Source organism: Streptomyces sp. CA-106110 (assembly GCF_050936285.1).
In the GTDB taxonomy this organism is placed as follows: Bacteria; Actinomycetota; Actinomycetes; order Streptomycetales; family Streptomycetaceae; genus Streptomyces.
The window spans coordinates 568,961-582,837 of the sequence record NZ_JBNJNB010000002.1; the positions used below are offsets into that span (position 1 = coordinate 568,961).

Consider the following 13,877-nt stretch of genomic DNA (forward strand, 5'->3'; position numbering starts at 1 on the left):
CCCGCGTCCAGCGCCTGCTGATCGGTGTGGTCGTGTCCGGGGCCGTCATCATCGCCGCCATCGGCTTCGCGGGTTCCTACCAGGCGGTCCGCGAGCTGGCCATCAAGAAGGGGTTCGGGAACTTCGCCTACGTCTTCCCGATCGGTATCGACGCGGGTATCTGCGTCCTGCTGGCGCTGGATCTGCTGCTGACCTGGAGCCGTATCCCCTTCCCGCTCCTGCGCCAGACGGCGTGGCTGCTGACGGCGGCGACGATCGCGTTCAACGGCGCGGCGTCCTGGCCCAACCCGCTGGGTGTGGGCATGCACGCGGTCATCCCGGTGCTGTTCGTGGTCGCCGTGGAGGCGGCCCGCCACGCCATCGGCCGGATCGCGGACATCACTGCGGACAAGCACATGGAGGGCGTCCGCATGACCCGCTGGCTGCTGGCCCCCATACCCACCTTCCTGCTCTGGCGCCGGATGAAGCTGTGGGAGCTGCGCTCCTACGACCATGTCATCAAGCTTGAGCAGGAACGTCTCGTCTACCAGGCCCGCCTGCGCTCCCGCTTCGGCCGCGCCTGGCGCCGCAAGGCGCCGGTGGAGTCACTCATGCCCCTCAGGCTCGCCCGCTACGGCATCCCGCTGATGGACACCGCCCCGGCAGGGCTCGCGGCAGCAGGTATCAAGTCCGTGCCAGCGCCGGACACTGCCTCACCGGTCCGCGCGCACAGGCCAAGGCAACGTCCCGGCGGATGTGGGGCGACTGGCACCGACTCCCCGCAAGCAGCGGCACAACCGCGTGGCGACAACCCGCAGGCAACGCCCGTCCTAGTTTCAGCGCCTGATCACCTGTCGAGCCCGCGGCGAACGGGCGAAGAAGGCGCCGAGGAGTTCGCCGAGGCCTACCTCGTCCGCGCTCGCAGGCACTCCACTCAGGGCGACACCGCTTTGAACGGCTCCGTGTACGGACAAGGCGGCACCATGGCAGTCAGCGCACCATCTGCGATGCACAAGGACCACGAGACGCTCGTCGCGGATTCCCAGGACCACGTGACGAACACCGGCACCGCCTCACCAGCTGCGAAGGCCACCGCCAGCCCTGCGGTGCAGGCACCACAGGAGTCTGGCGCCGCCGAGGAAGACCCCCGCCCGATACCCGCCGCTACCGGCGCACACGCCACCAAAGAAAAGCGTCCTCCGTACGTGAATGCCACGATCGACGGGCTCTCACCGCACACGTCGGCTGAAGGGGGGCACCTCACTCTCGTCGACCGCTACTACCTCGCGTGGAGGGAGTACCAAACGCAGCACGGCGACGAACCCACCGGTCAGAAGCTGTCCGCCTATCTCGCCGACAGAGGCATGCACAGCCGGAGTGGAAAGCCCGTCAGTCCTTCCACCCTGCGCCGATACTTTCTGCCCTTCCGGCTCTACACGATCTGGGCCGAGCACCGGGTACGCGGCACTACACCGGCATGGGAGGCCATCGTGCACGACTGCGCAACCCGCGGGATCACCGCCCAGTACAACAAACCCCTCACCACCCACGACATCAGCGAGCACGCCGACGACTTCGAACGACGCTGGCAGTCCCTCACCCAGCACCACGCCAACGCCCAGCAATAACAAGTCGAGCCGGTCCTGAAGGCGATGCAGGTGCCCCGGCTCGGTCCAGGGCTGTGGGATCTTGGTGGCTAATCCTGGAGGGTGCGACCTTGATACCGAGGACCGCGAGTTCGCCATGGATCCTTCTGTAGCCCCACCCAGTGTTTTCGCGGGCCAGTCGCAGGATGAGAGCCCGGATGCTGCTGGGGGCACCTCCCGGCCGAAGGCTGGGGAGGGTCGGTGGGCGGCCGGGCCGCTTGCCACGGGAGGCATCGGCGTGGCGGCGGCGCATGAGGTCCCGGTGCCACCTCAGGACCGTGTCCGGGGAGACGATCAGGTGCAGCTGCCGCAGCTTGGGCCTCGGGAGTCGGTGGAGCAGCGCGGCCAGGAAAGCGCGATCCGCCGAGGAGACGGGGGCCTGTCGATCTGCCGCTGCAGGACGGCCAGCTGGTGCCGCAACGTCAATATCTCGATGTCCTTGTCGACGTCCCTCATCGGCAGCAACCGAATGAGGGAGAACACGCTCGACACAGCAGGGCAGTCGCAGCAGTACGGTCGATCAGCCTGACACGCCTGCCCGCTGATCGACGGCCGTTCGCGAGAACCTGCAGCTCACAGGCCATGGATGAGGTTTTCGGCACCCGCACGTCGTACACGCTCCGCGAGATGATCTTCCCGTCCGACGCTGACGTCACAGACTCCTGGCGTCCGAACGGGTCGTAGTTGTACTTGGCGGTGGCACCACCGGCGGTGGCGCTCAGCAGGCGGTTCCGGTCGTAGGTGTAGTCGGTTGTGGTGTTGTTGACCGTCTGGCTGATGACGTTGGCGTTGTCGTCGTGAGCGTACGTCTCCGTGTCCGCGCCGTTGCCCGTCTTCACCGCCTGCTTCAGCCGGTCGGCTGGGTCGTAGGTGTAGTCGGTGGGCGGGATTCCTCATAGGGGCGCGCTTCGCGCGCATCCGGGTTTCCCAACCAGCGCAGGCGGAGGGTGAGATGGCGCTCAGGTTCCGCGTGGTCGCCCATCCGGCGGTCCGTGCCGTGCTGGAACGGCTTTCGGCAAAGCAGGACGGGGCGCCCAGGACGCCGCGCGCCGCGTCCTGCAGGGTGTGGGCGGCCCCTCCCGTCTCGTTCGGCGACGGCCTTCGCGGGGCACCGCCCACGCCGGCCATGCCGAGGGCGGCGCGGACGCCGTCCTCGGGCTCCCGGCTGTCGGGCTGCAGGGCAGGCCCACCCGCCTCGACCCGGTCCGGATCGACGACATTCGGTGACACCCAGAGGGCCGACCGTCCGGTCAGGGCAGTGCGGGCGGGGCGGCCCCGGCGGACCGCTTGAGCCCACCAGGGGCACGTGCATCGCATCGCCGTGGGCTGGTCGGCCCGCACGAGTGGAGTGACGCACGCCACCCATGTAGTTCATCGTTCAACCTCTTGCATGGAAACGACTTCTCTGGAAGATTCCTCCCCGTGAGCGCCCCCCTCGGGGGACGGACCACAGCCCCGGCGTGACACCCGAAGGAGCCGCAATGCCGGCATCCACGAACCGATCGCAGGGACTGCTGGCACGGGTCGGCCGCCTCTTCGGCCGGTCCGCCGCCAGGCACGCCAGGCGTGTGTCCCTGTCTAGACCAGAAGAAAAGGAACCCATCATGTTCAGCGCATCCAATGTCAAGGCCGCTCCCAGCCCGGACCTACTGACCCCCGACAACGCGGTGATGCTCTTCGTCGACCACCAGCCGCAGATGTTCTTCGGGACCGGCAGCGGCGACCGCACCGCGATCGTCAACGCCACCGTGGGCCTGGCGAAGGCCGCCAAGGCCTTCAGCGTCCCGGTGGTGCTGACCACCGTTGCCGCCGAGTCGTTCTCCGGCCCGCTCCTGCCGCAGCTGGCCGAGGTCTTCCCGGGCCAGGAGATCATCGACCGCACCACGATGAACGCCTGGGAGGACAGCGCGGTCGTCGAGGCGATCAGGGCCACCGGCCGCAGGAAGATCATCATCTCGGGGCTGTGGACCGAGGTGTGCCTCGTCCTCCCCGTACTCTCCGCGCTCGGCCAGGGCTACGAGGTCTACGTGGTGGCCGACGCCTCCGGCGGCGTCACCCCGCAGGCCCACGAGCACGCCCTCCAGCGAATGATCAACGCCGGTGCCGTGCCGGTGACCTGGATCCAGGTCCTGCTCGAGCTGCAGCGCGACTGGGCCCGCGCCGAGACCTACCTCCCCGTCATGGACATCGTCAAGGAGCACGGCGGCGCCTACGGCCTCGGCGTCGTCTACGCCCAGTCCGTCATCGGCGCCCACGCCGCGGGCTGACCGCGGCCCGCCGGCCCGAGGGCGCCCCGCCCCGGGCCGGCGCCGGCCCGCCGGCCCGGAGCGCGATGCGCAGGGCGGCCGGGGGCTGGGACGGCGCCCCGGCCACGCCGGCCGGGGCGCGGGGTGGCCGGGGGCTGGGACGGCACCCGGCCACCCCGCGCCCCGGCCGGCGCCGAACTCCACGCGCCTCACGCCCCGCCCGGCCGCCCCTAAAGGCGCTGCCGCGCGCGGGACCGGGCACGGCGGACGAGGTCTCCCCCACGAACAGCCCGGAGCGAACACGGGCTGCGGCCCCAAGGAAACGACAGTGACCATCAACCCTGCGCCCACCCCGGGCGGCCGGGAGCCGCTGCTGCCGGCCCTCGCGACCGCGACGGCCGTCAGCGGTCTCATCGACGCGATCAGCTACCTGGGCCTGGGCCATGTCTTCACCGCGAACATGACCGGCAACGTGGTCATCATCGGTTTCGCCGCCGCCGGCGTACCCGGCTTCTCGGTGCTCGGCTCGCTGGTGTCGCTGACCGCCTTCCTGCTCGGAGCAGGAATCGCCGGCCGTCTGGACACCGTGATGCGCCACCGCACGTCGCCGCACCGGCTGCGCATGACCCTGATTCTCGAAACGGTGCTGCTGGCCACGGCGACCGGCGTCGCCTTCGCCGCGAGCCACGCGGTCTATGCGCTCATCGCCCTGATCGCACTGGCCATGGGCCTGCGCAACGGGACGGTCCGCAAACTCGCCGTGCCGGACGTGACCACGACGGTGCTCACCCTCACACTGACCGGACTGGCATCCGACTCCACCTGGGCAGGCGGAACCAATCCGCGTGCCGGCCGCCGGCTCCTCTCCGTGCTGGCGATGCTGGCAGGCGCACTCGGGGGAGCCTTGCTCGTCCAGCACACGGGGCTCGGCTGGCCCCTGCTGGTCGGCACGCTCGGTACCGCCAGCGCCGCCCTCGCCGTGCCCGGCAGCTCATCCTCCAGCTGACGCAGCCCGCCGGCCACTGCCCCTCCCCTCTAGCCCCCCACCCCCGCACCGCGGCACCGCGGCAGCCGCTTCACCCCTCACGCAGCGTGTGAGACCCCCCCCCACTTACTGGAGATGATTTCCATGGCCACTATGCCTGTGGCTGGCCTCCCCGTCACTCCCGAGGACGACCCCGAGGCCATGGTGCGCAATGTGCACCTCGGTATCGAGTACCCCGCGGCCCACATCGCGGACGTGGTGGTGCGCAACGCCAAGATCTACACCGGTGACCCGCGTCGTCCGCAGGCGAGCGCGGTCGCGATCAAGGACGGCAAGGTCCTGGTGGTCGGCGACGACGCCGACATCCTGCACATGATCGGCACGAAGACCCGGGTGGTCGACGGGCTGGGCCGCCGGGTCATCCCCGGCCTGAACGACTCCCACCTGCACGTGATCCGCGGCGGGTTGAACTACGTCCTGGAACTGCGCTGGGACGGCGTCCCCACCCTGCGCCAAGGCCTGGCCATGCTGCGCGAGCAGGCGGCCCGTACCCCCAAGGGCCAGTGGGTCCGCGTGGTGGGCGGCTTCTCCGCCGACCAGTTCGCCGAGAAGCGCCTGCCGACCATCTCCGAACTCAACGCCGCAGCCCCCGACACTCCCGTGTTCGTGCTGAACCTCTACCAGTCGGCCATCATGAACCGGGCCGCGGTGAAGGCGGCCGGCTTCACCAAGGACACCCCCGACCCCCGCGGCGGACAGATCGTCCGCGGCCGCGACGGCGAGCCCACCGGCATGCTGCTGGCCGCCCCCGGCGCCCTGATCCTGTACTCGACGCTGGCCAAGGCTCCCACCCTGCAGGGCGAGGACCTTAAGACCTCCACCCGTCACTACCTGCGCGAGCTCAACCGCTTCGGTCTGACCTCCGCCATCGACGCGGCCGGCGGCTTCCAGAACTTCCCCGATAACTACGGCACCGTCATCGACCTCGCCCAGGACGGGCAGCTGTCCTTGCGCATCGCCTACCACCTCTTCCCCCAGACCGGCGGACAGGAGATCGACGACCTTAAGCGCTGGATCGGCATGGTCCGCCCCGGCGACGGCGACGAATGGCTGCGCCTGAACGGCGCGGGCGAGAACCTGACCTGGGCCGCAGCCGACTTCGAGAACTTCACCCAGCCGAGGCCCGAACTGGGCCCCTACGAAGCCGAATTCGAGCAGGCCGTGCGCCTGCTGATGGAGAACGGCTGGGGTTTTCGCCTGCACGCCACCTACGACGAGACGATCCGCCGCGACCTCGCCGTGTTCGAGAAACTCGCCGCCGACGGCCTCTTCCCCGCCGGCAACCGCTGGCTGTTCGACCACGCCGAAACCGTCTCGAACGACAGCCTGGACCGCATCGCCGCCCTCGGCGGCGCCGTCTCCGTGCAGAACCGCATGTCCTTCCAGGGCGAGGCGTTCGTGCGCCGCTACGGCGCCGGCGCCGCCGCCGAGGCACCCCCGATCCGCGCCATGCTGGAGCACGGCCTGACCGTCGGCGCCGGCACCGACGCCACCCGCGTGTCCTCTTACAACCCCTGGGTCGCCCTGCACTGGCTGGTGGCCGGCCGCACCGTCGGCGACCTGGCGATCTACCCGCCGGAGAACCGCGTCTCCCGCGAGAAGGCCCTTCAGATGTACACCCAGGCCGGCGCCGAGCTCACCGGAGAGCAGGACGTCAAGGGCATCCTCGCCCCCGGCTACTACGGCGACCTGGCCATCCTCTCCGACGACTTCCTCACCATCCCCGAACCCGACATCCCGCACATCGAGGCGCTGCTCACCGTCGTCGGCGGCCGCATCGTCTACGCCACCGCCGAGTACGAGGGCCTGGACGAGCAGCTCCCACCCATCAGCCCGCTGTGGAGCCCGGTGGCGCACTTCGGCGGCTACCAGGCCACCGTCAAACCCAGCATCACCGGCGCACGCCAGGCCGAACTCCTCGGCCAGGCCGTCGCCGAGTCCGAACAACACCGCCAGTGGCGCGCCGCCCGCGGGTTCGCCCCCGAAACCGCCCCCGAGGTCTTCGACACCTGCTTCGTGCTGTAACGACCCGAACCATCCCCGATCAATCAATCAGAAAGTCAGGAGCCGCGCGATGGATGCCGGACTGCTCATCCTTCGACTGGCCATCGGCCTGCTCATCGCGGGCCACGGCATCCAGAAGGTCAGCCACCGCCTCGGAGGCCACGGCATCGACGGCGGAGCAGCAGAATTCCGCGCGGACGGCTTCCGCGGCGACCGCCTCACCGCGGCCGCCGCGGGGCTCGGACAGATCGCATCCGGCCTGCTCTTCATCGCCGGAGCACTCACCCCCCTCGCAGCCACCACCGCCATCGGCGTCATGACCGTCGCCATCACCGTCAAGCAGCACAACGGACTGTGGGTCCAAAACGACGGATACGAATACCCCCTCATCCTGGTGATCACCCCCGCTGCGCTCTCGCTCACCGGACCAGGCCGCTGGTCCCTCGACCACGCACTCGGACTGACCCCCTGGCACCCCTGGTGGACCGCCGCGGCCACCGGCCTCGGCGTCTTGAGCGGGCTGATGACCCGCGCCCTCCTCCACCGGCCCAGGCCTTCATCATTGAGCGATGAAGGAACATCCGCGCCGCGAGGACGTTGAGACTGCCATGGAGACCGACACGAGGGGCCGGCACAGCGCGGAACCACCGTCGCCGACCGACGGCGACGACAGCCCAGACGCCGGCCAGAGCATTGATCGCGAACTGCTCGACTGGTGGATGCTGGTGATGCAGGGCTTCCACGCCACCCAGGAAGCTCTCGTGAGCGAGGTCGCCGAGCGCTTCCACCTCGGCCGAGGCCTCGCCGACGTACTGGTGCGCCTGCTCGCTGCCTCCCAGCACCGCATGCCGATGTCACGCCTGGCGCAAGAGACAGGCATGTCCAGCGGCGGATTCACCAAACTCGCCGACCGGCTCGACGCCGCCCATCTGGCCCGGCGCGTGGCCTGCGAGGCCGACCGGCGCGTCACCTACCTCGAACTGACCGGACACGGCGCGGACACCGCCCAGGCCATCTCCCGGGCGCTGACACAGATCCTGCGCGCCCGCCTCCTCACCCCCCTCGGACGCGACGGGGTCGCCCAACTCGCCGACGCCATGCGCGAACTACGTGACACCAACGATCCCGGGAAGTGACCACCCCACACGGCCCAGCTGGTCACCGGCGCGAGCGGCCATCTCCAGCGCCCGCAACGCATCCACGACCATGGAGGCCGCCCGCCGTTCGCCTCGGCGGCAAGGTCGAGGTGGGTGGCCAGCAACTCCTCCAACAGCGCCGCCTGCTCAGCGGCGCCGAGCCAGTCCAACACCGTGAGGGTCGGGCGTTCCGTTGCGCTGCGTTTCATGACCGGGCTCCTCCGGCTCGATCGGCGGCCAGACGGCTACCGCAGAGCTGGCCCGCCCGATACGGTGCCAGGAGAAGACAACCGGCGCGCGGGAGGCAACGCGAATGCCGTCGACCAACACCCGCCACGGTACGGGCACGGCTGCCGGAAGCCGGGACGCCTCGTCGCGACTTGAACGCCGGGTCATGACCGCCGCCCAGGCGGCGCTGGCCCGACAGAAGTTCGTCGCCCCGCTCGACGTGCTGACGGACATCGGCTGGCTGCCAGCCGGACGGGTCAACGACTGGCGGCATGGGCGCATAGATCACCTGGAGGCCGTGGCGGCAGTATCCCCGCAACGACTGGCCGCCGCGCTGGAGATCTTCCACCGCTGGGCCGAGTCGGCGGGCCTGCAACCGGGCGAGGCGGACTACCTGGCCGCCTCCCGCGACCACCGGTCCCTGCGCTTCACCGTCAGCGGCGACCCGGCCACCGAACGCGCCTACCGCACCCACTGGACCGCCTCGGAGCTGTCCAAGCCCCAGCGAGAGCGCCTCATCGCACGGCAGAGCCGCCCACCCGACCTGATCGTCATCTGGCCGCTGAAAGACTTCACCTGCGCCGGCTGCGCCGCTACCGACCGGGAATTGCTCGTCATGGATGACGCCGGACCACTCTGCCTGACCTGCGTCGACCTCAACCACCTCGTCTTCCTGCCCGCGGGCGACGCCGCGCTCACCCGCCGCGCAAAGCAAGCCAGCGCCCTGTCGGCGGTGGTCGTACGCTTCAGCCGGACCCGCAAACGCTACGAGCGGCAGGGCATCCTGGTCGAGGAGGCCGCGCTCGAGCAGGCCGAGCGGCAGTGCCTGTCCGACGAAGACGCACGTGCGCGGCACCGCGAACGAGACCGCGAACGCCGAGCCGACGAAGACCAGCAGCTGCAGGCCCGGCTGGCCGCGGAGATCCGCCGGCTGTTCCCCGGCTGCCCGGCCGACCGTGCCACCGCGATCGCCCACCACGCCGCCACCCGCAGCAGCGGTCGAGTCGGGCGCACCGCAGCCGGACGGGCCCTCGGCCTCGAGGCAGTCACCAATGCGGTCGTCGCCTCGGTACGACACGACGACACCCGCTACGACGAACTGCTCATGTCCGGCGTCCCCCGAACCGAGGCCCGCCAGCGGGTACGGCCCGACATCGACCAGATACTCAAGACATGGAACGCCGCCAATGAGCCCCGACAACACCGGTAAACTCGAACGCCGCATCGCCTCGGCCGCTGCGACCGCGCTGGCCGAGCACGGCTTCGTCACCCCGATCGACGTCCTGATCGGCGTCGGCTGGCTCGAGCCGGCACACGTCGAACGCTGGCGCCACGGACGCGTCGCCTACCTCGAACGCGTCGCGACCGCCAACCTCCACAAGCTCGGCACCGCACTGCGGCTCCTACGCCGCTGGGCCGAACACCACGGCCTCACTCCACGCGAAACCGTCTACATCACGCTGACCCGCGACCGGCGACCCCTACGCTTCAGCGCCTCGGGCGACGCTAACATCGAGCGCGCCTACCGCACCCACTGGGTCTCACCGAAACCGGCAACTACGGCCAGGTCATAGACTCGGCCGTGGAGGCCGCAAAGACCCAGATGACCTACGCTCGGGGCTCTGCCTCAAATGCCTCCGATGCCTCGCGCTGACAGCAGGAGTCCGGCGGACCACCCGCGGCGCCCACCATCAGCGTCCCGGTTTCCCAGCTCCGACGATGGGCATCCGTGCGCCGGTGACGGGAGGCGCTCGGGCGTGCCGGGCAGCGATAGGGTTCCCGCGTGGGACTGTTCTTTCGCTCTGATCTGACGCGCGGCCAGCCGATCTCCGGGAACGCGCTCTGCTGCTCGCCAAGACCCTGCGTGCCGGGAAGTACGCCGACGCCTCGGCGCTGATCGCCGAACTCGGCCTGCCGCGCGCGGTGCTGACGCTGCCCGATCTTGGTGGTTAACCCCAATAGTCATGCGGCAAGCCGTAGTTGGAGTCGGGCGAGGTGGCTGTGGTTGGTGCGGTCGAGGGGGTGGCCGTTCCACCAGGCGTTGAGTCGGATGAGACATCCCATGCCGTAGCGGTGTCAAGCGGCGGTGGCGAGGGTTGCGTGATGTGACCAGGCGGTGGCCTCGTCGTAGTGGGTGCGGGTCTTGAGGCATCCGTGGAGGATGCCGACGAGGCGGTTGCCGAGCTGGCGCAGGGCGGGGTTGTAGCCGATGTCGCGGGCCCGCTGCTTGTCGTAGTAGCGGCGGGCGCCCGGCGAGGTGTTCAGGGCGGAGAAGGCCTGCTTGTGGAGGGCGTCGGAGAGGCGGTCGTTGCGGACGTAGCGGGCCTGGACGGTGTGGCTCTTGCCGGAGGCGCGGGTGATGGGGCTGGTGCCGGCGTAGTTCTTGCGGGCCTTGGCGGAGGTGTAGCGGGTGGGGTCGTCTCCGAACTCGGCGAGCACCCGGGCGCCGGTGATCACACCCATCCCGGGCAGGGAGAGGTAGATCTCAGCGTCCGGGTGCGCGCGAAAATGCGCGCTCACCTGCTCTTCCAGGGCGTCTATCTGCTCGTTCAGGGCGATCAGCAGTTTGGCGTGCGCGACCGCCGCCGCAGCGTAGGCGGCGGCCACCGGGGCGGCGATGCCGAGCTGGGGCTCGCGCAGCGCGGCCTGGATCGCGGCGGCCTTCTGCTCCCGGTTGCGGCGGCGGTGCCGGGCCAGGACCGCAGTGATCTGCTGCTTCGTCAGCTTCGCCGCCGTCTCGGGTGTGGGTGCCTTGATCAGCAGCTCCAGGGCGTCGGTGCTGGTCAGCTCCAGGGCGGCGTAGGCGGTCAGCGCGCCGGGGAAGTACTCACGCAGCGTGCTGCGCAGCCGCTGGAAGGTGCGGGTGCGCTCCCAGATCAGCGTCTGATGGGCCCGGGCGACCACGCGGACGGCCTGGGCCTGGTCGCTGTCCCCGGCCACCGGTCGCAGCTGATCGCGGTCGATACGGACCATGTCCGCCAGCGCATGCGCGTCGCCCTTGTCGCTCTTGGCTCCGGAAGTGCCGTAGCGCTCCTTGAACCGGGCTGCCTGGCGTGGGTTGATCGCGTAGACCCGGTAGCCGGCGGCGATCAGCGCCTGCACCCACGGCCCGCGGTCGGTCTCGATCCCCACCGCCACCCGCTCGGGCTCCAGTTCCTCGCCGCCGTACCGGGCGATGAGGGCGTGCAGCTTCGCGATGCCCTCCACACCCTCCAGCAGCTGCGTGGTGGCCAGCTTGCGGCCCGTCCCGTCCTGCAGCTCGACATCGTGGTGGTCTTCGGCCCAGTCGTCGCCGATGAACAGCACCAGCACCCCAACCCTTCGCTCTCGTAGGATCCTTGCGCAGCCTGCGGAAGGCACGGCTCGCGCCCTAATGGATCCAGTGCTCACACCCAACTGCCCGGTGGGCACGCCATCCCATTAGCAGTCTGGCCTCCCGGCCGACCAGCAGGGGCACGGTCTCATCCCAGAACTCACAGTGGCTCGGGTTGAGGTAGTGCTCACCGGCTGACGGCTACGGACCGTAGTCTCACCTACGACCCGCTGAGCCCCATTAGGTTGAGGGCGACGGCGCTGGTGGTGTGGTCGAGGTGGGTCTTGGCGAGGCCGCGGTAGCGGGTTCGGCGCAAGCCGGTGGTGTGGGTGGCCTGGCGGATGGTGCCCTCGATACCGGCGCGGAGCGCATAGTCGCGTTGCCAGGTTCCGTCCTGTTGCTGGGCGCGGGCGGTGCGGATGGCCTCGGTGAGCTCACGGGGGTAGAGGCTGAGCCGGCGGCCCTTTCGTGAGCTGGTGCACTGCTCCTTGGCCGGGCAGGGGATGCAGTCCAGGGCGGCGAAGGCGACAACGGTCTTCGCCACGCCCTCCTGGATGACGTCGTTCCAGGTGGCGCTGATCTTTCCGGCCGGACAGACGGCTCGCTTGCGATCCCAGTCGATGGCGAAGTCGTGTGCCGCGAAGCCCTGTTGGGCCTTGGCCTGGTGGGAGGTGTCGAGGAGGTGTGTCAATTTAACGGCTGATCTTGGTTGTTGAGCGGTCAGTTGTTGCTCGGGGTCAGGCGGCCCTCGAAGGCGATCTGGAAGGCGTTGAGTGGGGCCTTCCAGCGCATGGTCCACCGCTTGCGGCCCTTCCCGGTCGGGTCCAGGCTCATCAGCGCCATGTAGATGCACTTGAGGGCGGCGGCCTCGTTGGGGAAGTGTCCGCGGGCGCGAACGGCCTTGCGTATGCGGGCGTTGACGCTCTCGATCGCGTTCGTGCTGCAGATGACCTTGCGTATCTCGACGTCGAAGGAGAGGAAGGGCACGAACTCGGCCCAGGCGTCCGACCACAGCTTCACGATCGCTGGATACTTCTGGCCCCAGGACTCCTGGAACTCCAGGAACCGCTCCGTCGCCGCGTCCTCGCTGGGAGCGGTGTAGACGGGCTTGAGGGCCTTGGCAACCTTGTCCCAGTCCTGGCGGGCGGCGTAACGGAACGAATTCCGCAGCAGGTGAACCACACACGTTTGGACAATCGTGCGAGGCCAGACGGTCTCCACGGCCTCGGGGAGGCCCTTGAGTCCGTCGCAGACCAGCATCAGCACGTCGTCCAGGCCGCGGTTCTTCAACTCGGTGAACACGTGCAGCCAGTACTTCGCGCCCTCGCCGCCGTCACCGGCCCAGATGCCGAGGATGTCGCGGGTGCCGTCCACGGTCACGGCCATCACGACGTAGATGGGGCGGTTCGCGACCTGACCGTCGCGGATTTTGACATTGATAGCGTCCACGAACAGGACCGGATAGACGCGGTCGAGCGGCCGGTTCTGCCATTCGGCCATGCCGTCCATCACCTTGTCAGTGATGGTGGAGATGGTCTGCTTGGACACCTCGGCGCCGTACACCTCGGCGAGATGAGCCGATATCTCCCCGTGGGTGAGACCCTTCGCGGACAGGGACAGCACCATCTCGTCGACACCGGTCAGGCGGCGCTGCCGCTTCTTGACGATCTGCGGCTCGAAGCTGCCGGCGGTGTCGCGGGGCACCTTCACCTCCACCGGACCGATGTCGGTCAGCACGGTCTTCGCCCGGGTGCCGTTGCGGCTGTTGCCGTTGTTCTTCCCGGCCGGATCGTGCTTCTCGTAGCCGAGGTGATCGGTGATCTCGCCTTCCAGGGCGGACTCCAGCACCCGCTTGGTCAGCATCTGCAACAGCCCGCCCTCGCCAGTCAGTTGCAGTCCCTCACTACGTGCCCGGTCAACGAGCATCGCGACGAGCTGTTCGTCCGACGCGGCCGATGGCGTCGCATTGCCTGCCGACTCCTCCACGGACCCTTGCTCCATCGTCATCTCGCTCACGTGGCGTCTCTCCCTTGATCAGCAGATCCGCCGTTGATTAGACACTCCCGCCACCGCACTGGAACAACGTCACCGCGGAGGCGACTACGTGACCCGACGGCCAAGATCAAAACTTACAGCTGCCGTGTCCGAAAAGCCGAAACGGCCCGCCAGTTGATCTGACGAGCCGTCACGAAATGCCGAGGCTAAATTCGAAGACCCGACAACGCCGTTGAGACGTGAGACATCTCGCTCAACCGCCCAGAAGCTTTGTGTGTTCTGCAC

At 69.2% G+C, this 13,877-nt stretch carries 11 protein-coding genes and 2 pseudogenes; 8 read left to right on the plus strand and 5 right to left on the minus strand.

The window, feature by feature from the left end; all coding sequences use genetic code 11:
- Window positions 1–26: 26 nt before the first annotated feature.
- Window positions 27–1,607, plus strand: a complete 1,581-nt coding sequence (locus tag ACQEXA_RS60250; protein ID WP_432941314.1) for a DUF2637 domain-containing protein — start codon at window positions 27–29, stop codon at window positions 1,605–1,607.
- A gap of 70 nt (window positions 1,608–1,677) precedes the next feature.
- On the opposite strand, the pseudogene ACQEXA_RS60255 reads toward ACQEXA_RS60250, so the two are convergent.
- Window positions 1,678–2,081 (minus strand): annotated as a pseudogene (locus ACQEXA_RS60255) (integrase); the annotation flags it as partial.
- Window positions 2,082–2,233: 152 nt separating this feature from the next.
- Window positions 2,234–2,506: pseudogene (locus ACQEXA_RS60260) on the minus strand (hypothetical protein); the annotation flags it as partial.
- Window positions 2,507–3,229: 723 nt separating this feature from the next.
- Here ACQEXA_RS60260 and ACQEXA_RS60265 point away from each other — a divergent pair.
- From ACQEXA_RS60265 to ACQEXA_RS60295, 7 genes are all read left to right on the plus strand, one after another.
- On the plus strand, window positions 3,230–3,892 hold the full coding sequence (locus tag ACQEXA_RS60265) for a hydrolase (protein ID WP_432941316.1): 663 nt from the start codon (window positions 3,230–3,232) through the stop codon (window positions 3,890–3,892).
- 307 nt (window positions 3,893–4,199) lie between these two features.
- Window positions 4,200–4,877, plus strand: coding sequence for a YoaK family protein (locus ACQEXA_RS60270; RefSeq protein WP_432941319.1), 678 nt, complete (start codon window positions 4,200–4,202; stop codon window positions 4,875–4,877).
- A gap of 123 nt (window positions 4,878–5,000) precedes the next feature.
- Entirely contained in the window at window positions 5,001–6,941 is a 1,941-nt protein-coding gene (locus ACQEXA_RS60275) for an amidohydrolase (RefSeq protein WP_433135198.1), read from the plus strand.
- 49 nt (window positions 6,942–6,990) lie between these two features.
- Window positions 6,991–7,521 (plus strand): DoxX family protein, encoded by a 531-nt coding sequence (locus ACQEXA_RS60280; RefSeq protein WP_433135199.1) that lies wholly within the window; start codon window positions 6,991–6,993, stop codon window positions 7,519–7,521.
- On the plus strand, window positions 7,490–8,056 hold the full coding sequence (locus ACQEXA_RS60285; RefSeq protein WP_432941327.1) for a MarR family winged helix-turn-helix transcriptional regulator: 567 nt from the start codon (window positions 7,490–7,492) through the stop codon (window positions 8,054–8,056). Before ACQEXA_RS60280 ends, ACQEXA_RS60285 begins: the two co-directional genes overlap by 32 nt.
- Before the next feature lie 313 nt (window positions 8,057–8,369).
- Entirely contained in the window at window positions 8,370–9,494 is a 1,125-nt protein-coding gene (locus ACQEXA_RS60290) for a DUF2293 domain-containing protein (protein ID WP_432941329.1), read from the plus strand.
- On the plus strand, window positions 9,472–9,858 hold the full coding sequence (locus ACQEXA_RS60295) for a hypothetical protein (protein WP_432941331.1): 387 nt from the start codon (window positions 9,472–9,474) through the stop codon (window positions 9,856–9,858). Before ACQEXA_RS60290 ends, ACQEXA_RS60295 begins: the two co-directional genes overlap by 23 nt.
- A gap of 502 nt (window positions 9,859–10,360) precedes the next feature.
- On the opposite strand, the gene ACQEXA_RS60300 is transcribed toward ACQEXA_RS60295, so the two are convergent.
- The 3 genes from ACQEXA_RS60300 to ACQEXA_RS60310 form a co-directional block, all read right to left on the minus strand.
- Complete coding sequence (locus ACQEXA_RS60300; protein ID WP_432942438.1) at window positions 10,361–11,590, minus strand: IS110 family transposase; 1,230 nt, start codon at window positions 11,588–11,590, stop codon at window positions 10,361–10,363.
- 227 nt (window positions 11,591–11,817) lie between these two features.
- Entirely contained in the window at window positions 11,818–12,288 is a 471-nt protein-coding gene (locus ACQEXA_RS60305) for a transposase (RefSeq protein ID WP_433135200.1), read from the minus strand.
- A gap of 29 nt (window positions 12,289–12,317) precedes the next feature.
- Complete coding sequence (locus tag ACQEXA_RS60310) at window positions 12,318–13,598, minus strand: IS256 family transposase (RefSeq protein ID WP_432938879.1); 1,281 nt, start codon at window positions 13,596–13,598, stop codon at window positions 12,318–12,320.
- Window positions 13,599–13,877 lie beyond the last annotated feature (279 nt).